Here is a 17722-nt window from a genome sequence, read left to right on the forward strand (position 1 = left end):
TCCTTTTCACCAAATCGGCTGTTGACCCGCTTCACGCCTGCGCGAGGGAAGCTTCCAGGTGCTCTGCCAGAGCATCCCAGGCAATGTTTTGTTGTTCGCCCTGGCCACGCAGGGGTTTGAAACCTACCACTTGTTGCGCCAGTTCGTCGTCCCCCAGGATCAAGGCGAACAGCGCGTTGCTCTTGTCGGCCTTCTTGAACTGACTCTTGAAGCTGCCGGCACCGGCATTGACCTGCAAGCGCAGGTTCGGCAGGCGATCACGCAGACGTTCGGTCAGGGCCAGGCCCGCCAGCTCTGCCTGCTCACCGAAGGCGCACAGGTAGACATCGATCTGACGGTTGATCGACTCGGGCACCTGTTCCAGGGTTTCGAGCAACAAGATCAGGCGCTCGATACCCATGGCGAAACCAACGCCCGGGGTTGGCTTGCCGCCCATCTGCTCAACCAGGCCGTCGTAGCGGCCACCAGCGCAGACAGTGCCCTGGGAGCCGAGCTTGTCGGTGACCCACTCGAACACGGTCTTGCTGTAGTAGTCCAGGCCACGCACCAGCTTGGTGTTGATCACGAACGGGATACCGGCGGCATCCAGACGTGCCTTGAGGCCATCGAAATGTACCCGCGACTCTTCGTCCAGGTAGTCTTCGAGCTTCGGCGCACCAACCAGTACCGCCTGGGTGTTGGCGTCCTTGCTGTCGAGGATGCGCAGCGGGTTGGTTTTCAAGCGACGCTGGCTGTCTTCGTCCAGCTGTTCCAGACGCGCCGAGAGGAACTCGACCAGCGCATCACGGTAGCGGGCACGGGCTTCACTGGTACCCAGGCTGTTGAGCTCAAGTTTGACCGCGTCACGGATGCCCAACAGGCCCCACAGGCGCCAGGTGAGCACGATCAACTCGGCGTCGATGTCCGGGCCGTCGAGGTTGAAGACTTCGACGCCGATCTGGTTGAACTGGCGATAACGACCTTTTTGCGGGCGCTCGTGACGGAACATCTGGCCGATGTACCAGAGTTTCTGCACCTGGCCACCGCCGCTGATGCCGTGCTCAAGCACTGCACGCACGCAGGCCGCAGTGCCTTCCGGACGCAGGGTCAGGGAGTCACCATTGCGGTCGGCGAAGGTATACATCTCTTTTTCGACGATGTCGGTCACTTCACCGATCGAGCGCTTGAACAGCTCGGTGAACTCGACGATCGGCGTGCGGATCTGACGATAGCCGTAGGTGTCCAGCAGGCCGGCGACGGTGCTCTCGAAGTAGCGCCACAGCGGTGTCTGCTCAGGCAGGATGTCGTTCATGCCACGGATGGCTTGCAGCGATTTGCTCACGGAAAATCCTTACGAATCTGGGTATCAGCCACGGGCGATCAACGCTGCGTCGGCCTCGGCCTTTTCGGCCGCTTTCTGGCGGATGAGTCTTTCCAGCTCATCGACCAGGTTGTCATTGGTCAGCTTCTGCGCAGGCTTGCCATCGATGTAGATCAGGTTCGGCGTACCGCCGGTCAGCCCCACATGGGCCTCCTTGGCTTCACCTGGGCCATTGACCACGCAGCCGATCACGGCCACGTCCATCGGTACCAGCAGGTCTTCCAGGCGCCCTTCCAGCTCGTTCATGGTCTTGACCACATCGAAATTCTGCCGCGAGCAGCTCGGGCAGGCGATGAAGTTGATACCACGCGAACGCAGGTGCAGGGACTTGAGGATGTCGTAACCGACTTTTACTTCCTCAACCGGGTCTGCCGCCAGGGAGATGCGAATAGTATCGCCAATCCCTTCGGCAAGCAGCATACCGAGGCCAACTGCGGATTTCACCGTGCCCGAGCGCAGGCCACCGGCTTCGGTGATACCCAGGTGCAGCGGCTGGATGATCTGCTTGGCCAGCAGCCGATAGGCTTCAACGGCCATGAACACGTCGGAAGCCTTGACACTGACCTTGAAGTCCTGGAAATCCAGGCGATCGAGGTGCTCGACGTGGCGCATGGCCGACTCGACCAGCGCCGCCGGGGTCGGTTCGCCGTACTTTTTCTGCAGGTCCTTTTCCAGAGAACCGGCGTTGACGCCGATACGGATCGGGATGCCGCGGTCACGGGCAGCGTCGACAACTGCACGCACGCGGTCTTCACGACCGATGTTGCCCGGGTTGATTCGCAGGCAGTCGACACCCAGCTCGGCCACGCGCAATGCAATGCGGTAGTCGAAGTGAATATCGGCGACCAGCGGCACGCTGACCTGCTGCTTGATCCGGCCAAAGGCTTCGGCCGCGTCCATGTCCGGTACCGAAACACGAACGATATCGACACCGGCATCAACCAGGCGGTTGATCTGTGCCACGGTGGCGGCGACATCGTTGGTGTCGGTGTTGGTCATGCTCTGCACGGCGATGGGGGCATCGCCGCCGACAGGAACATTACCTACCCAGATTTTTCGCGATTCGCGACGTTTGATCGGTGATTCGCCGTGCATGACTTATTGTCCCAACTTCAGGCGAGCAGTCTCGCCACTGGTGAACGGCGCAACGTCAACAGGCTGGCCGTTGTAGCTGACCTGCACGCCCCGGGCAAAGCCCAGGCGTACCGCAAACGGCGGTTTGCCGGTCAGGTCCAGGCTGTCGCCTTTGCGCTTGATGGCGCTGAACAGCACCTTGCCATTGCCGTCGGTGACCGAGGTCCAGCAATCGGCGGTGAATTGCAGATGCAACTTGCCGCTGCCGGCAGGCGCCGGGGCCGTTGGTGCCGGCGTAGCGGCCGCCGCAGTCGCAACCACCACTGGGGCGACAGGAGCTACCGGAGCAGGCGCGGTCGCCGCCGCTGCTGGAGCGGCTGGTGCAGCGACGGGGGCAACAGGCGTGCTGACAGCCGGTGCCACTGGAGCAGCCGGGGTGCTGGCCGGTGCTTGCGGCGCGGGTGCAGTTTCAGTCTGCTCAGTGGTCGCCGGGGCCTGCTCCAGGCTCAGCGGGGTGCTTTCCGGTTGCTGGGCGGCGCTGACCGCTTGGTCTTCCGGCTCGTCCAGCGGATGAATCTGGGTAGTGCCGTCGGCGCTTTCGACCTCGACATGTTCCAGGGCCATGTTGACCAGGTCCTTGCTGCTCTGGCTGCTCTGGTCCTGCCACCAGAAGAAACCACCACCAATCACCACCACCAACAGCAACAGGCTGACGACGCGCAGAATGTTGTGCGACAGCCGCACCGGCTCTTCAATTCGACCCAGCGCGTGCACGTCGCTGCCCTGGGCGTCGGTACCGGTACACTGGTCAAAAGCTTGCACCAGCGTGGCCTGATCCATGTCCAGCAGCTTGGCATAGGCACGGATGTAGCCGCGGGCAAAGGTGTGCCCGGGCAGCTTGTCGAAGGCGCCGGTTTCAAGGTTGTTCAAGGAACTCACGGTCAGGTTCAGCTTGAGAGCCACTTCGGCTTGCGACCAGCCCCTGTTCTCACGGGCCTGACGCAGAGTCTCACCTGGATTCTCGCGAGTCGCTGCTGCTACTTCGGGATGCGCCGCTTTCATCATTGCTCCGACAGGTATTGCTGATATTCCGGCGTACCGGGATAAAGTCGTTGTAATTGCAGGCCCAGATCGGTGGCCTTGTTCCGCTCTTCGAAGACGCTGGCCAGGCGACTGCCCAGCAGCAAACTGCGGGCACTGTGGTCGCTCAGCTGGCTGAAACGATCGTAGTAGTCACGGGCCGGCACATAATGCCTGTCTTCGTAAGACAACTCAGCCATTTCCAGCAACGCGCGTGGTTGCTGCTGGTTGAGCCGTAAAGCTTTTACCAGGTATTCCTGCGCCTGGTCGCGCTGGCCCAGCCGCAATGCGGTCAGGCCGAGACTCTCGAATACTCGTGAACGCTCAGGATACAGGGTATCGGCCGCAGCTTGGGCAAACATCTGCTGCGCTTGGGCGTATTGCCCCCGAGCATAAAGGAAACTGCCGTAATTGTTGCGGGTCCGCGTATCGTCCGGGCGACTGGCCAGGGCCTTGCGGTAGTGCTTCTGCGCCAGTTCCGACTCGTCCTCGGCCTGATACACCAAAGCCAGGGCGCCGTTTGCAGCGGCGTCCTGGCTATCGAGATCAAGCGCTTTTTTCAGCGGCCCTTTGGCCTGCTCGGTCAAACCTTGTTGCAAATAACCCAGCCCCAACTGCACGTAGGCCTGCCCGGCCTGCGCCCGCCCCTCGCGCGTCGCCAGCGTGTCCGGACTCCCGCCGGACACGCAGCCTGCAAGCAGGGCGAGCGACAGAATCGACAGCGCGACGCGCAAGATCATGGCGTTCCTCTCTTCAGTTGCGAACGGCGCTGTCTTGCATGTCGCCATCAGCGTTCAACTGACGCACGGCGATATAGCGCTCGCTACGGCGGGTGCGGTCCATCACCTGACCAACCAGCTGGCCACAGGCGGCATCGATGTCTTCACCACGGGTGGTGCGCACCGTCACGTTGTAGCCGGCGTGATGCAGGTGGTCCTGGAAACGGCGGATGGCGTTGTTGCTCGGCCGCTCGTAACCGGAATGCGGGAACGGATTGAACGGGATCAGGTTAATCTTGCACGGCACGTTCTTGAGCAGCTCGGCCATCTCCACAGCGTGTTCGAGCTTGTCGTTGACGTCCTTGAGCAGGGTGTACTCGATGGTCAATACACGTTTTTCACCGAGTTGCGACATGTAGTTCATGCACGACTCGAGCAGAACCTTGAGCGGGTACTTCTTGTTGATCGGCACCAGTTCGTTGCGCAACGCATCGTTCGGTGCGTGCAGCGACAGGGCCAGGGAGACGTCGATATGCTTGGCCAGCTCATCGATCATCGGTACCACGCCGGAGGTGGACAGGGTCACCCGGCGCTTGGAAATGCCATAGCCGAGGTCGTCCATCATCAAATGCATGGCGGCGACCACGTTGTCGAAGTTCAGCAGCGGCTCACCCATGCCCATCATCACCACGTTGGTGATGGCGCGGTCGATGGTGGCGGGAATGCTGCCGAACGATTTGTTGGCAATCCACACCTGGCCGATGACTTCGGCGGCGGTGAGGTTGCTGTTGAATCCTTGCTTGCCGGTGGAGCAGAAACTGCAGTCCAGGGCACAACCGGCCTGAGACGAGACACACAAAGTGCCACGCTTGCCCTGGGGGATGTACACGGTCTCGACGCAGCTGCCGGACGCCACGCGCACCACCCATTTACGGGTGCCGTCGCTGGAGATGTCCTCGCTGACCACTTCCGGACCGCGAATCTCGGCAACCGCCTTGAGCTTTTCGCGCAAGGCCTTGCCGACATTCGTCATGGCATCGAAATCATCGACGCCAAAGTGGTGAATCCATTTCATTACCTGACCGGCACGGAAACGCTTCTCCCCGATAGAGTCGAAGAATTTTTCCATTTCCGGCTGGGTCAGCCCCAACAGGTTAGTTTTGCCAGTCGATGTCGTCATGGATTCACCCTCACCCGTAAGCTTTCGCTTAGCGAGTGGTTACCTCGGTAGCTGCGAAGAAGTAAGCGATTTCGCGAGCGGCAGCGGCTTCGGAGTCCGAACCGTGAACGGCGTTGGCGTCGATGGATTCAGCGAAGTCAGCGCGGATGGTGCCAGGAGCAGCTTCTTTAGGGTTGGTAGCGCCCATCAGCTCACGGTTCAGAGCGATGGCGTTTTCGCCTTCCAGAACCTGAACAACAACTGGACCGGAGGTCATGAAAGCAACCAGGTCAGCGAAGAAACCGCGCTCTTTGTGCTCGGCGTAGAAGCCTTCGGCTTCGGCTTTGGACAGCTGCTTGATTTTCGAAGCAACGATTTTCAGGCCAGCGTCTTCGAAGCGAGTGGTGATCTTGCCGATCACATTCTTGGCAACGGCGTCAGGCTTGATGATCGAGAAAGTACGTTGAACAGCCATGGTGAAACTCCAGAAACGTTGAGTGAAGCGAAAAATTAAACCCGCGAATTATACGCGGGTTCCGGGGGATTGCCTAACCTGCCGAGCGCGCTCAGTCGGCTTCTTCGATCCAGGCCGCCTGGATGGCTTCGAGAACCTTCTCGCCACCACGCTGCGGATCGTCACTGAACTCCGGCAATGCCAGCACCCACTGGTGCAGATCGACGAAGTTCACATAACGAGGATCGACTTCCGGCTTGCTTTCGGCAAGCTGGATTGCAATTTCAAGTACATCAACCCATTTCAGGCTCATGTCAGCTCCAGATCAATGCGGCGCTTCGGCGGCGTGGTTGAGGGAGTACTTGGGAATCTCGACCGTCAGGTCTTCGGTGCCGACCCTGGCCTGGCAGGTCAGGCGCGACGTCGGTTCCAGGCCCCAGGCACGGTCAAGATAGTCCTCTTCCAGCTCGTCGGCCTCATTGAGCGAGTCGAAGCCTTCGCGGATGACGCAGTGGCACGTGGTGCAGGCGCAGACGCCGCCGCAGGCGCTTTCGATTTCGATGTGGTTGTCATGCGCCACTTCGAGAATGGACTTACCTGTCTCGGCCTCCACGACCATGCCATCCGGGCAGAACTTCTCGTGAGGCAGAAAAATCACCTGCGGCATCAGTTACTCCTCGATCTCATTCAGGTTGCGCCCGGCCAACGCGGCTTTTACCGTCGAATCAAGGCGACGGGCGGCAAAGGCATCGGTCACCTGCGACAGACGCTTGGTCTGCTGCTCGATGGCGGCGCCATCGGTGCCGTTGATCAAATCACGCAAATCTTGCATTTGTTGTTCGATAGCCAGACGCTCTTCGGCGTCCAGCAGGCGCTCGCCATCGGCGTCCAGGGCGCCCTGCACCGCTTCAAGCAGACGCTCGGCATCGACCTGGTGCTCACGCAACTGGCGGGCCACCTTGTCGAAACCGGCATGCTCGAAGGAGTCCTTGAGCATGCGCGCGATTTCGCCATCGGTCAGGCCGTAGGACGGTTTGACCTGGATGCTCGACTCGACACCCGAGCCCAGTTCACGCGCCGAAACGCTGAGCAGACCATCGGCATCGACCTGGAACGTCACACGAATCTTCGCGGCACCGGCCACCATCGCCGGAATACCACGCAGCTCGAAGCGCGCCAACGAACGGCAGTCACTGATCAACTCACGCTCGCCTTGCAGCACGTGGATCATCATCGCCGACTGGCCGTCTTTATAGGTGGTGAACTCCTGGGCACGGGCGACCGGAATGGTGGTGTTGCGCGGAATCACCTTTTCCATCAGCCCGCCCATGGTTTCAAGCCCCAGGGACAGCGGGATCACATCAAGCAGAAGCAGTTCGCCACCATCGCGACGATTGCCGGCCAGGGTATCGGCCTGGATCGCGGCACCGATGGCGACCACCTGATCCGGATCGATTTCGGTCAACGGGGTACGGCCAAACAAGGTACCGACAGCCTCACGCACGCGCGGCACGCGGGTCGAGCCACCGACCATGACCACGGCACCGACTTCTTCAAGCTCGACGCCACTGTCACGCACAGCGCGACGGCAGGCCTTGAGGCTACGGGCGATCATCGGCTCGATCAGCGCATCAAAAGCGCTGCGGGTCAGCTCAGCCTGCCAGTTGCCGTAGGCGACATTGACTGAATCGGCATCAGTCAGGGCTTCCTTGGCCGCGCAAGCGGTTTGCAGCAGCTGGCGTTGAGCCCCCGGATCAAGGTCCGAGGACAGGCTGGCCTGCTCGACGATCCAGCTGGCAATCGCGTGGTCGAAGTCGTCACCACCCAGGGCGCTGTCGCCACCGGTAGCCAGTACTTCAAAGACACCGCCTGTCAGACGCAGAATCGAAATATCGAAGGTTCCGCCACCCAGGTCATAGATAGCCACCACGCCTTCGGCGTTCTGGTCCAAGCCATAGGCCACGGCGGCCGCGGTCGGCTCGTTGAGCAGGCGCAATACGTTCAGGCCGGCCAGACGCGCGGCGTCCTTGGTGGCCTGACGCTGGGCGTCGTCGAAATACGCCGGCACGGTGATCACTGCGCCAACCAGCTCGCCCCCCAAAGTCTCTTCGGCGCGCTGGCGCAGCACCTTGAGGATATCGGCCGAAACTTCCACCGGGCTTTTCGGGCCCTGAATGGTGTCGATGAACGGCATATGCGATTCACCGCCGACAAAGCGGTAAGGCAGTTGCTCACCCAGCTGCTTGACGTCCGCCAGGCCACGGCCCATCAGGCGCTTGACCGACAGCACGGTATTGAGCGGATCGCGGGAAGCGGCATCACGCGCCGGCTGACCGACATCGATGTGGTCAGCGTGATAACGCACCGCCGAAGGCAGGATGACCCGGCCTTGAGCGTCAGGCAGGGGCTCGCTACGGCCGCTGCGCAGGGCGGCAACCAGGGAGTTGGTGGTACCTAGGTCAATACCCACCGCCAGGCGGCGCTGGTGCGGCTGAGGACTCTGACCGGGTTCGGCAATCTGCAGTAGGGCCATGCTTATCTGAATACCAGGGGCGCCGCCAGAGGCAGCGCCGGGTTAATCGTCGAGGCGCTCTTCCAGCTGGCGCACTTCATAGGCGAGCTTGTCGAGAAACTGCATGCGGCGCATCAGGCGCTCGGCCTGCTCGCGCTGCGCAGCAACATCCCAGCAGGCGGCGAAGTCCTCGTTGAGCGCTTCCTGCGCGATCTTCAAGCGGCGCTTGAAGGTGGCAACGCCATCGAGGTCGGCACTGTCCTGCAGATCTTCAAGTTCTTCGCGCAGCTGCATCTGCTGCAGCAGGAACTCGGGATCATGGACGGTGACTTCCTGCGGCACTTCATGGCCGCCGATCGCCAACAGGTAGCGGGCACGCCGGGGCGCGCTCTTGAGAGTCTGGTAGGCCTCGTTCAACGCAGCCGAGCGCTCCAGCGCAATGCGCTGTTCACGTTCGGAGGCATCGGCGAAGCGATCCGGATGGACCTCGCGGGCCAGCTCGCGATAGCGAACGGCCAACTTGTCGAGATCCAGGCGGAAGCCAGGTTGCAGGTCAAACAGGGCGAAATGACAAGGAGTACCCACGCGCAGCCTCAGACGTTGAAGCTTTCGCCGCAGCCACACTCACCGCGCACGTTGGGGTTGTTGAACTTGAAGCCTTCGTTCAACCCTTCCTTGACGAAATCCAGTTCAGTGCCGTCGAGGTACGTCAGGCTTTTCGGATCGATGATCACCTTCTGACCATGGCTTTCGAAGACCTGGTCTTCGTCGGCCAGCTCATCGACGAACTCCAGCACATAGGCCAGGCCCGAGCAGCCGGTGGTGCGCACGCCAAGGCGAATTCCAACGCCTTTGCCGCGCCCATCAATGGAGCGCCGCACATGGTTGGCGGCGGCTTCTGTCATGCTGATAGCCATCGAAACTCCTTACCTGCAACAGGCGAACTTAGAGCAAACCTTTCTTCTGCTTGTAATCGCGTACGGCCGCCTTGATGGCGTCCTCGGCGAGTACCGAGCAGTGAATTTTAACTGGCGGCAGCGCCAGTTCTTCGGCCAGCTGGGTGTTCTTGATGGTTTCGGCTTCGTCCAGGGTCTTGCCCTTCATCCACTCAGTGGCCAGGGAGCTGGAGGCGATGGCCGAACCACAGCCATAGGTCTTGAACTTGGCATCTTCGATGACGCCCTGCTCGTTGACCTTGATCTGCAGGCGCATTACGTCGCCGCACGCCGGAGCGCCGACCATGCCGGTGCCGACATCCGGGTCCTCGGCATTCATCTTGCCGACGTTACGCGGGTTTTCGTAGTGGTCGATGACCTTTTCACTGTATGCCATGGTGCAATTCCTTCCTCATCAGAGAGCCGCTCTTGCCGGCGACTACTTAGTGCGCAGCCCACTCGATCTTGGAGATGTCGACGCCGTCTTTGTACATATCCCACAGCGGCGACAGTTCGCGCAGCTTGGTCACGGCCTCGCAGACTTTCTGCGCGGCGTAGTCGATTTCTTCTTCGGTGGTGAAACGACCGAAGGTGAAGCGGATCGAGCTGTGTGCCAGTTCGTCGTTGCGGCCCAGGGCGCGCAGCACGTAGGACGGCTCAAGCGAAGCCGAAGTACAGGCCGAGCCGGACGAAACGGCCAGGTCCTTGAGCGCCATGATCAGCGACTCGCCTTCGACGTAGTTGAAGCTCAGATTCAGGTTGTGCGGGATGCGCGCGGTCATGCTGCCGTTGATGTACAGCTCTTCCAGACCTTCGACCTGCTTGTAGAAGCGGTCGCTCAAGGCCTTGATGCGCAGGTTCTCGCTGGCCATCAGCTCTTTGGCGATAGCGAAAGCTTCACCCATGCCGACGATCTGGTGGGTCGCCAGGGTGCCCGAACGCATGCCGCGCTCGTGACCGCCGCCGTGCATGGTGGCTTCCAGGCGCACGCGAGGCTTGCGGCTGACGTACAGCGCGCCGATACCTTTAGGGCCGTAGGTTTTATGCGCGGAGAACGACATCAGGTCGACTTTCAGCTTTTGCAGGTCGATTTCGACCTTGCCGGTCGACTGAGCAGCGTCAACGTGGAACATGACGCCGCGGGCGCGGGTCAGTTCGCCGATGGCGGCGATGTCGTTGATGGTGCCGATTTCGTTGTTCACATGCATGATTGACACGAGGATGGTGTCGTCACGCAGGGCAGCTTCAACCATGGCCGGGGTGATCAGGCCATCGGCGCCTGGCTCGATGTAGGTCACTTCGAAGCCTTCACGCTCCAGCTGACGAGTGCTGTCCAGAACAGCCTTGTGCTCGATCTTGGAGGTGATCAGGTGCTTGCCCTTGGTGCTGTAGAAGTGCGCGACGCCCTTGATTGCCAGGTTGTCGGACTCGGTGGCACCGCTGGTCCAGACAATTTCCCGCGGGTCGGCATTGACCAGGTCAGCGACCTGACGGCGAGCGTTCTCGACCGCTTCTTCGGCTTTCCAGCCAAAGACGTGGGAGCGCGACGCCGGGTTACCGAAGTTTCCGTCGACCAGCAGGCAGTCGCTCATCTTCTGGGCAACACGCGGGTCGACCGGTGTGGTCGCGGAGTAATCGAGGTAGATCGGCAACTTCATTGAATATCTCCTATCAGGCGGTCGCGCCGCGCGTCGAAATGCTCATTCGACGGCGGACGTCTCAATCTTTTCCAACTGCGGTGCCCGGCCTGCAAAACGACGCAGATCCTGGCGCTGGGCGACTTCTTGTACCTCACGGCGAGTAACAAGGTCAGCCAGGCTGATGCCGCTGAGAAACTCGTGAATCTGCTGGCTCAGGTCACACCACAAGTGGTGAGTCAGGCAGGTGTCGCCAGCGTGGCAATCACCCAGACCCTGGCAGCGCGTGGCGTCGACCGATTCATTGACCGCGTCGATAACCTGGGCGACCTGAATGCTCTCCATGCTTCGCGACAGCTGATAGCCGCCGCCAGGGCCGCGCACGCTGGAAACCAGGCTGCTGCGGCGCAGCTTTGCAAACAGCTGCTCCAGATAAGAGAGGGAGATGCCTTGGCGCTCGGAAATGTCGGCCAGAGACACCGGCCCATGCTGCGCGTGCAACGCCAGGTCGAGCATGGCGGTCACGGCGTATCGGCCTTTTGTAGTCAGTCGCATGGCTAGTAGGTACCACGGGGTTACGGGATGGGAGCGAGTATGCTATTCCCGAGCATTTAAGTCAACTATAAGACCTAGTGCTTTAGTCGGGTTTATCGCAAGACGGCGGCCGAATGATAGCAAACTAAGGGGCGCCTGCACACGCCCCTTCTGTCAATGCGTCGACGCGTCGCTGCGGGCTTCGTCCTTGATCTGGGCGAAGTCTTCCTCGCGCAGGACTGGCAACTCCTTGGCGCAGTAGTCACTGCCAAGGTTTTTCAGCGCACCACACATGCCCTCCAGCCGCCCGTCCACCGCCTGCAGGTGATCGAGCAACTGACCAATAGCGCGGGCCACCGGATCCGGCATATCTTCGCTGACACCATAGGCATCAAAGCCAATTTTCTCGGCCATGGCCTTGCGCTTGGCTTCGACCTCAGCGTCGGACTTGACAATGATGCGCCCAGGAATACCCACCGCAGTAGCGCCCGCCGGCACCGCCTTGGTAACCACTGCGTTAGAGCCGATCTTGGCCCCGGCACCAACGGTGAACGGTCCCAGCACCTTGGCGCCAGCACCGACCACAACACCATCCTCCAGCGTCGGGTGGCGCTTGCCTTTGTTCCAGCTGGTGCCACCCAGGGTCACACCCTGATACAGCGTGACATCGTCGCCAATCTCGGCCGTTTCACCGATAACGATACCCATGCCATGGTCGATAAAGAAGCGCCGCCCCACCTTGGCCCCCGGATGAATCTCGATACCCGTCATCCAGCGTCCGAAGTTCGATACCAGCCGGGCCAGCCACTTCCAGTCACGCTTCCACAGCGCGTGAGCCGCCCGGTGCAGCCAGATCGCATGCATGCCCGGATAGCAGGTCAGCACTTCAAAGGCATTGCGCGCCGCCGGATCACGGTGGAAAACGCTCTGGATATCTTCACGCAGACGCTCGAACATTTATTGATCCTTGCGCTTATGCGGCTCGCCACGGGCCACTTTCTGGGTTTCCGTGAGAATGCCGCGCAAAATACTCATTTCCGAACGATTGACCGAACTGCGCCCATACAGCCGGCGCAGACGCGGCATCAGGTGCTTGGGCTTTTCCGGGTCGAGGAAACCGATGTCGACCAGGGTCTTTTCCAGATGCTCGTAAAACAGCTCCATCTCATCCATGGTCGCCAGCTCGCTACTGCGCACCGACGTCACTTCGAACTTCTCCACCTTCGAAGGCTGGCCTTCGGCGGCCAGCCAGGCCATGCGCACTTCGTAGGCCAGTACCTGCACCGCGGCACCCAGGTTAAGCGAGCTGAAGTCGGGATTGGAGGGAATGTGCACATGAAAATGGCAACGCTGCAGCTCTTCATTAGTCAGGCCGGCGTACTCACGACCAAACACCAAAGCGATCTCCTCACCCTGCACGGCATGCTCGATGACTTTACTGCCGCATTCGCGCGGGTCAACCAGCGGCCAAGGGATGCGGCGCTCGCGGGCACTGGTGCCAAACACCAGACTGCAACCGACCAGCGCCTCTTCGAGGGTGGCAACCACCTGGGCGCCGCCCAGCACATCATCGGCACCCGACGCACGGGCATCGGCCTCATGCGACGGAAAATCCTGCGGGTCGACCAGCACCAGGCGCGACAAGCCCATGTTTTTCATGGCACGCGCAGCGCCGCCGATATTGCCGGGGTGGCTGGTATTGACCAGAACAACACGAATATTTTGCAGCAAGGCGAGCGCTCACAGACACGGGAAAGAGACAGCAAATCTTACAGAACAGACCGGCTTTACGCTACGAAAGCAAATGTCACCCTTCTTCGCGCAAAGTTTTCTGCTAGAATGTTCGGCTTTCTTTAACGACCCAGGTGAAACGTCCATGCAGCCCATGCTGAATATCGCGCTGCGCGCCGCCCGCAGCGCCAGTGAATTGATTTTCCGCTCCATCGAGCGCCTGGATACCATCAAGGTTGATGAAAAAGACGCCAAGGATTACGTCTCGGAAGTCGATCGCGCCGCAGAGCAGAAAATCATTGATGCCCTGCGCAAGGCCTACCCGAACCACTCCATCTACGGCGAAGAAACCGGCCTGCACGCCGGCACCGGCGAGGAAGGCAAGGACTACCTGTGGATCATCGACCCACTGGACGGCACCACCAACTTCCTGCGTGGCATTCCGCACTTTGCTGTCAGCATTGCCTGCAAATACCGTGGCCGCCTTGAGCACGCCGTGGTTCTGGACCCAGTTCGCCAGGAAGAATTCACCGCCAGCCGTGGCCGTGGCGCCCAACTGAACGGTCGTCGCCTGCGCGTCAGCTCCCGCACCAGCCTGGAAGGCGCTCTGCTGGGTACCGGCTTCCCGTTCCGCGACAACCAGATGGCTGACCTGGACAACTACCTGGGCATGTTCCGCGCCCTGGTCGGCCAGACCGCCGGCATCCGCCGCGCTGGCGCTGCCAGCCTGGACCTGGCCTACGTCGCCGCCGGCCGCTTCGATGCCTTCTGGGAGTCAGGCCTGTCGGAATATGACATGGCTGCAGGCGCCCTGCTGATCCAGGAAGCTGGCGGCCTGGTGAGCGACTTCACCGGCGGCCACGACTTCCTTGAAAAGGGTCATATCGTTGCCGGCAACATCAAGTGTTTCAAGGCCGTACTGACCGCTATCCAGCCGCACCTACCGGCTTCGATCAAACGCTAAGCGTCGGTCGAACATAAAAAAGCACCCTTCGGGGTGCTTTTTTTATGGCTGCGGGAGCTTACTGGGCTGGCTGGGCCTCACCCAGGATCAGCTTGCCCTCTTTATCCAGCGGAATCTGCGCACCCGGATCACGATCCATACGCACCTGGCCGACCTTGTCGCCAATCGAGTACTTCACGTCATAGCCAACCACCTTCTCACTCAGGTCATTGACGGTATTGCAGCGTGTTTGTGTAGTGGTGTAGGTATCACGCTCCTGCATACCTTCCTGCACCTTGTTACCGGCATAGCCACCACCGACCGCACCGGCCACCGTGGCAATCTTCTTACCGGTACCACCACCGATCTGGTTGCCCAGCAGGCCACCTGCCACAGCACCGAGCACGGTACCAGTAATTTGATGCTGGTCCTTGACCGGCGCCTGACGCGTAACGGTCACGTCCTTGCACACTTCGCGCGGCGTCTTGACGGTCTGCTTGACCGGCTGCACCGCCAGCACTTCAGCGTACTCCGGCCCACTCTTGACCAGGTTGTAAGTGGCTACAGCACCTCCGGCGGTCACTCCGACAGCCCCCAGAACCGCACCCACCAGCATTGACTTGTTCACGTGAACCTCCTGATCGCGCCTGCGGTACTTTGCCCGCCTTCTCCCTGCCTTGGAGCATAAAAAAAGGCGCGAGTTCAATACTCGCGCCTTCGCCTACGATGGACAGCGTGGAAAAAACCCTTATGGAAGATCGTCCACGCCTTCAGCCTTGACCGGAGGAATCAGATCTTCACTGCTCAGGTTCAGCCAGATCAGTACCACGTTGGCGATGTAGATCGACGAGTAGGTACCGGCCATGACACCGATGAACAGGGCCAGCGAGAAGCCCCACAGGTTATCACCACCAAAGAACAGCAGCGCAGCGATGGCCAGCAGGGTCGACACCGACGTGGCTACGGTCCGCAGCAAAGTCTGGGTGGTCGAGATGTTGATGTTCTCGATCAGCGAAGCCTTGCGCAGCACGCGGAAGTTCTCTCGCACCCGGTCGAAGACGACGATGGTGTCGTTTAGCGAGTAACCGATAATCGCCAATACCGCCGCCAACACCGTCAGATCGAAGGTAATCTGGAAGAACGACAGGATACCCAGGGTCACGACCACGTCGTGGATCAGCGACAGGATCGCACCCAAGGCGAATTTCCACTGAAAGCGGAACGCCAGGTAGATCATGATGCCGCCCAGGGCCAGCAACATACCCAGACCACCCTGATCACGCAGCTCTTCACCGACCTGCGGCCCGACGAACTCGACGCGCTTGACCACAGCCGGGTTGTCGCTGCTGACTTTCTGCAAGGCCTCGGAAACGCGGTTGCCCAGCATCGGGTCATCGCCCGGCATACGCACCAGCAAGTCGGTGGTCGCGCCAAAGCTCTGTACAACAGCGTCTTCGAAACCGGCCTTGACCAGCTCTTCGCGCACCTGACCGAGGTTGGCTGGACGCTCGTAGGTCAGCTCGATGAGCGTACCGCCGGTGAAGTCCAAGCCAAAGTTGAGGCCCTTGTAGAACCAGCTGAACAGCGCCAGCACAGTAAGAAGCAGGGTGACGCCGAACGCAACGTTGCGCACACCCATGAAGTTAATGGTACGTAACATGGCAGCCCCTTAAACCCACAGCTTCTTGATATCACGCCCGCCGCAGGTCAGGTTGACCATTGCACGGGTAACCATTACGGCCGTGAACATCGAGGTGAAAATCCCGAGGGACATGGTGACCGCGAAGCCCTTGACCGGACCGGTACCCATGGCGAAGAGGATGCCGCCCACCAGCAAGGTAGTCAGGTTGGCATCGACAATCGCTGAGTAAGCACGGTTGAAGCCTTCATGGATAGCGCGCTGGACCGACATGCCATTGGCCAGCTCTTCGCGGATCCGCGAGAAGATCAGCACGTTGGCGTCGACCGCCATACCCATGGTCAATACGATACCGGCGATACCCGGCAGGGTCAGGGTTGCCCCCAACAGCGACATCAGCGCCAGCAGCATGACCATGTTACCGGCCAGTGCGACAGTGGCAATTACCCCGAAGAAGCGGTAGATGGCCATGATGAACAGCGAGACGAACAGCATGCCCCACAACGACGCATCGATACCCTTGGTGATGTTGTCGGCACCCAGGCTCGGGCCGATGGTGCGCTCTTCAGCAAAGTACATCGGCGCAGCCAGACCACCAGCACGCAGCAGCAGGGCCAATTCAGAGGACTCGCCCTGACCGTTCAGGCCAGTGATACGGAACTGGCTGCCCAGCGGCGACTGAATGGTCGCCAGGCTGATGATCTTCTTCTCTTCGGTGAAGGTCTGGACGGCGACGTCTTTCTCCACGCCATCAACCATCTGCTTCACATAGCGCGTGGTTGGACGCTGCTCGATAAAGATCACCGCCATGCTGCGACCGACGTTGCTGCGGGTGGCACGACTCATCAGTTCACCACCATGACCATCCAGACGGATGTTCACCTGTGGACGACCCTGTTCGTCGAAGCTGGCCTGGGCGTCGGTCACCTGGTCACCAGTGATGATCAGGCCTCGCTCGACGGCTGCCGAACGCCCCCCCTCACGGAACTCGAAGGTTTCGGTGGTGGCTTTCGAGGCACCCGGCTCGGCACCCAGACGGAACTCCAGGTTGGCAGTCTTACCAAGGATACGCTTGGCTTCGGCAGTGTCCTGCACGCCGGGCAGCTCGACCACGATACGGTTGGCGCCCTGGCGCTGCACCAGCGGCTCGGCTACACCCAGTTCGTTGACCCGGTTACGTACCGTGGTCAGGTTCTGCTTGATCGAGTATTCACGGATTTCCGCGACCTTGGCCGGGGTAATCGCCAGACGCAGCACCGACAGGCCATTACGCTCGGTGGTGGTCAGCTCGAAATCGTTGAAATTCTTGCGGATCAGGCTGCGGGCCTGTTCGCGGGCATCTTCATCGGAGAAGCCCAGTTGAATGCCGCCATCTTGTTGCGGCAGGCTGCGATAGCGCACGCGCTCTTTGCGCAGCAGGCTTTTGACTTCGCCTTCATAGACTTTCAGACGGGCCTGCATGGCCTTGTCCATGTCCACTTCGAGGAGGAAGTGCACACCACCGGACAGGTCCAGACCCAGTTTCATCGGGCTTGCGCCCAGATTACGCAGCCATTGCGGGGTAGTCGGGGCCAGGTTCAGTGCGACTACGTAGTCATCGCCCAGTGCCTTGCGCACAACATCCTTGGCTGGCAGTTGATCTTCTTGCTTGGTCAGACGCAAAAGTGCGCCTTTGCCCTTCTCGCCCAGGCTCGCGGCCTTGACCTGGATACCAGCTTCGACGAGCGCTTTGCTCGCGCGATCCAGATCCGCCTGAGTGACCTGCAGTGCCGTGTTGGCACCACTGACCTGGACGGCCGGATCATCAGGGTAAAGGTTGGGAGCGGAATAAATAAAACCGATCGCCAGTACCGCCAGGATCAGTACGTATTTCCACAGAGGGTATTTGTTCAGCATCACGCCGCCCGTTCAAGACGCGGGGCGCCTTGCGCGCCCCGTCGATTGG

At 60.6% G+C, this 17722-nt stretch carries 20 protein-coding genes; 1 reads left to right on the plus strand and 19 read right to left on the minus strand.

Features of this window, described 5'->3' with window-relative positions; all coding sequences use genetic code 11:
• Nucleotides 1–31 precede the first annotated feature (31 nt).
• The 16 genes from hisS to trmJ all read right to left on the minus strand — a co-directional run bounded on the left by hisS (nucleotide 32) and on the right by trmJ (nucleotide 13195).
• Nucleotides 32–1321: a histidine--tRNA ligase gene (gene hisS, locus C6382_RS05985; RefSeq protein ID WP_107023618.1), complete on the minus strand. Its 1290-nt coding sequence runs from the start codon at nucleotides 1319–1321 to the stop codon at nucleotides 32–34.
• Nucleotides 1322–1345: 24 nt separating this feature from the next.
• Nucleotides 1346–2455, minus strand: coding sequence for a flavodoxin-dependent (E)-4-hydroxy-3-methylbut-2-enyl-diphosphate synthase (gene ispG / locus C6382_RS05990; RefSeq protein WP_038614506.1), 1110 nt, complete (start codon nucleotides 2453–2455; stop codon nucleotides 1346–1348).
• Between the two features lie 3 nt (nucleotides 2456–2458).
• On the minus strand, nucleotides 2459–3496 hold the full coding sequence (locus tag C6382_RS05995) for a RodZ family helix-turn-helix domain-containing protein (protein WP_107023619.1): 1038 nt from the start codon (nucleotides 3494–3496) through the stop codon (nucleotides 2459–2461).
• Nucleotides 3496–4254: a type IV pilus biogenesis/stability protein PilW gene (gene pilW / locus C6382_RS06000; RefSeq protein ID WP_107023620.1), complete on the minus strand. Its 759-nt coding sequence runs from the start codon at nucleotides 4252–4254 to the stop codon at nucleotides 3496–3498. Before pilW ends, C6382_RS05995 begins: the two co-directional genes overlap by 1 nt.
• A gap of 13 nt (nucleotides 4255–4267) precedes the next feature.
• A complete protein-coding gene (rlmN, locus tag C6382_RS06005; protein WP_107023621.1) occupies nucleotides 4268–5413 on the minus strand; it encodes a 23S rRNA (adenine(2503)-C(2))-methyltransferase RlmN in 1146 nt (381 codons plus the stop codon).
• Nucleotides 5414–5441: 28 nt separating this feature from the next.
• Entirely contained in the window at nucleotides 5442–5867 is a 426-nt protein-coding gene (gene ndk / locus C6382_RS06010) for a nucleoside-diphosphate kinase (RefSeq protein ID WP_107023622.1), read from the minus strand.
• A 91-nt stretch (nucleotides 5868–5958) separates the two neighbouring features.
• Nucleotides 5959–6159, minus strand: coding sequence for a Fe-S cluster assembly protein IscX (iscX, locus tag C6382_RS06015; protein ID WP_028942766.1), 201 nt, complete (start codon nucleotides 6157–6159; stop codon nucleotides 5959–5961).
• A gap of 12 nt (nucleotides 6160–6171) precedes the next feature.
• Nucleotides 6172–6513, minus strand: coding sequence for an ISC system 2Fe-2S type ferredoxin (fdx, locus tag C6382_RS06020; RefSeq protein ID WP_107023623.1), 342 nt, complete (start codon nucleotides 6511–6513; stop codon nucleotides 6172–6174).
• A gap of 3 nt (nucleotides 6514–6516) precedes the next feature.
• The gene (hscA, locus tag C6382_RS06025; RefSeq protein ID WP_107023624.1) at nucleotides 6517–8379 is read right to left on the minus strand and encodes a Fe-S protein assembly chaperone HscA; all 1863 of its coding nucleotides are present in this window, start codon (nucleotides 8377–8379) and stop codon (nucleotides 6517–6519) included.
• Nucleotides 8380–8421: 42 nt separating this feature from the next.
• The gene (hscB, locus tag C6382_RS06030) at nucleotides 8422–8943 is read right to left on the minus strand and encodes a co-chaperone HscB (protein WP_107023625.1); all 522 of its coding nucleotides are present in this window, start codon (nucleotides 8941–8943) and stop codon (nucleotides 8422–8424) included.
• 8 nt (nucleotides 8944–8951) lie between these two features.
• Nucleotides 8952–9275, minus strand: a complete 324-nt coding sequence (iscA, locus tag C6382_RS06035) for an iron-sulfur cluster assembly protein IscA (protein ID WP_038614517.1) — start codon at nucleotides 9273–9275, stop codon at nucleotides 8952–8954.
• 28 nt (nucleotides 9276–9303) lie between these two features.
• Complete coding sequence (gene iscU / locus C6382_RS06040; RefSeq protein ID WP_002552476.1) at nucleotides 9304–9690, minus strand: Fe-S cluster assembly scaffold IscU; 387 nt, start codon at nucleotides 9688–9690, stop codon at nucleotides 9304–9306.
• A gap of 46 nt (nucleotides 9691–9736) precedes the next feature.
• Entirely contained in the window at nucleotides 9737–10951 is a 1215-nt protein-coding gene (locus tag C6382_RS06045; protein WP_107023626.1) for an IscS subfamily cysteine desulfurase, read from the minus strand.
• 42 nt (nucleotides 10952–10993) lie between these two features.
• Nucleotides 10994–11485 (minus strand): Fe-S cluster assembly transcriptional regulator IscR, encoded by a 492-nt coding sequence (gene iscR / locus C6382_RS06050; RefSeq protein WP_107023627.1) that lies wholly within the window; start codon nucleotides 11483–11485, stop codon nucleotides 10994–10996.
• A gap of 153 nt (nucleotides 11486–11638) precedes the next feature.
• Complete coding sequence (gene cysE, locus C6382_RS06055) at nucleotides 11639–12421, minus strand: serine O-acetyltransferase (RefSeq protein WP_107023628.1); 783 nt, start codon at nucleotides 12419–12421, stop codon at nucleotides 11639–11641.
• Nucleotides 12422–13195: a tRNA (cytosine(32)/uridine(32)-2'-O)-methyltransferase TrmJ gene (gene trmJ / locus C6382_RS06060; RefSeq protein ID WP_107023629.1), complete on the minus strand. Its 774-nt coding sequence runs from the start codon at nucleotides 13193–13195 to the stop codon at nucleotides 12422–12424. It abuts the gene before it with no gap.
• Between the two features lie 145 nt (nucleotides 13196–13340).
• Here trmJ and suhB point away from each other — a divergent pair, with 145 nt between their 5' ends.
• Entirely contained in the window at nucleotides 13341–14159 is an 819-nt protein-coding gene (gene suhB, locus C6382_RS06065) for an inositol-phosphate phosphatase (RefSeq protein WP_107023630.1), read from the plus strand.
• 58 nt (nucleotides 14160–14217) lie between these two features.
• On the opposite strand, the gene C6382_RS06070 is transcribed toward suhB, so the two are convergent.
• The 3 genes from C6382_RS06070 to secD all read right to left on the minus strand — a co-directional run bounded on the left by C6382_RS06070 (nucleotide 14218) and on the right by secD (nucleotide 17673).
• Nucleotides 14218–14766, minus strand: a complete 549-nt coding sequence (locus tag C6382_RS06070; RefSeq protein ID WP_107023631.1) for a glycine zipper 2TM domain-containing protein — start codon at nucleotides 14764–14766, stop codon at nucleotides 14218–14220.
• 120 nt (nucleotides 14767–14886) lie between these two features.
• Nucleotides 14887–15798, minus strand: coding sequence for a protein translocase subunit SecF (secF, locus tag C6382_RS06075; protein ID WP_107023632.1), 912 nt, complete (start codon nucleotides 15796–15798; stop codon nucleotides 14887–14889).
• A 9-nt stretch (nucleotides 15799–15807) separates the two neighbouring features.
• Nucleotides 15808–17673 carry a protein translocase subunit SecD gene (gene secD / locus C6382_RS06080; RefSeq protein ID WP_107023633.1) on the minus strand — a complete coding sequence of 622 codons (1866 nt, stop codon included), beginning with the start codon at nucleotides 17671–17673 and terminating at the stop codon, nucleotides 15808–15810.
• Nucleotides 17674–17722: the final 49 nt, after the last annotated feature.

Origin of the sequence: Pseudomonas sp. BBP2017 (assembly GCF_003024385.1) — a bacterium.
In the GTDB taxonomy this organism is placed as follows: domain Bacteria; phylum Pseudomonadota; class Gammaproteobacteria; order Pseudomonadales; family Pseudomonadaceae; genus Aquipseudomonas.

Bases quoted from the DNA above. Each gene is read 5' to 3' on its own strand.
- pilW (WP_107023620.1), bottom strand. From the start codon at position 4,254: ATGATCTTGCGCGTCGCGCTGTCGATTCTGTCGCTCGCCCTGCTTGCA.
- secF (WP_107023632.1), bottom strand. From the start codon at position 15,798: ATGTTACGTACCATTAACTTCATGGGTGTGCGCAACGTTGCGTTCGGC.
- rlmN (WP_107023621.1), bottom strand. From the start codon at position 5,413: ATGACGACATCGACTGGCAAAACTAACCTGTTGGGGCTGACCCAGCCG.
- fdx (WP_107023623.1), bottom strand. From the start codon at position 6,513: ATGCCGCAGGTGATTTTTCTGCCTCACGAGAAGTTCTGCCCGGATGGC.
- iscR (WP_107023627.1), bottom strand. From the start codon at position 11,485: ATGCGACTGACTACAAAAGGCCGATACGCCGTGACCGCCATGCTCGAC.
- iscX (WP_028942766.1), bottom strand. From the start codon at position 6,159: ATGAGCCTGAAATGGGTTGATGTACTTGAAATTGCAATCCAGCTTGCC.
- C6382_RS06045 (WP_107023626.1), bottom strand. From the start codon at position 10,951: ATGAAGTTGCCGATCTACCTCGATTACTCCGCGACCACACCGGTCGAC.
- ispG (WP_038614506.1), bottom strand. From the start codon at position 2,455: ATGCACGGCGAATCACCGATCAAACGTCGCGAATCGCGAAAAATCTGG.
- ndk (WP_107023622.1), bottom strand. From the start codon at position 5,867: ATGGCTGTTCAACGTACTTTCTCGATCATCAAGCCTGACGCCGTTGCC.
- suhB (WP_107023630.1), top strand. From the start codon at position 13,341: ATGCAGCCCATGCTGAATATCGCGCTGCGCGCCGCCCGCAGCGCCAGT.
- iscA (WP_038614517.1), bottom strand. From the start codon at position 9,275: ATGGCTATCAGCATGACAGAAGCCGCCGCCAACCATGTGCGGCGCTCC.
- hscA (WP_107023624.1), bottom strand. From the start codon at position 8,379: ATGGCCCTACTGCAGATTGCCGAACCCGGTCAGAGTCCTCAGCCGCAC.
- C6382_RS05995 (WP_107023619.1), bottom strand. From the start codon at position 3,496: ATGAAAGCGGCGCATCCCGAAGTAGCAGCAGCGACTCGCGAGAATCCA.
- secD (WP_107023633.1), bottom strand. From the start codon at position 17,673: ATGCTGAACAAATACCCTCTGTGGAAATACGTACTGATCCTGGCGGTA.
- iscU (WP_002552476.1), bottom strand. From the start codon at position 9,690: ATGGCATACAGTGAAAAGGTCATCGACCACTACGAAAACCCGCGTAAC.
- cysE (WP_107023628.1), bottom strand. From the start codon at position 12,421: ATGTTCGAGCGTCTGCGTGAAGATATCCAGAGCGTTTTCCACCGTGAT.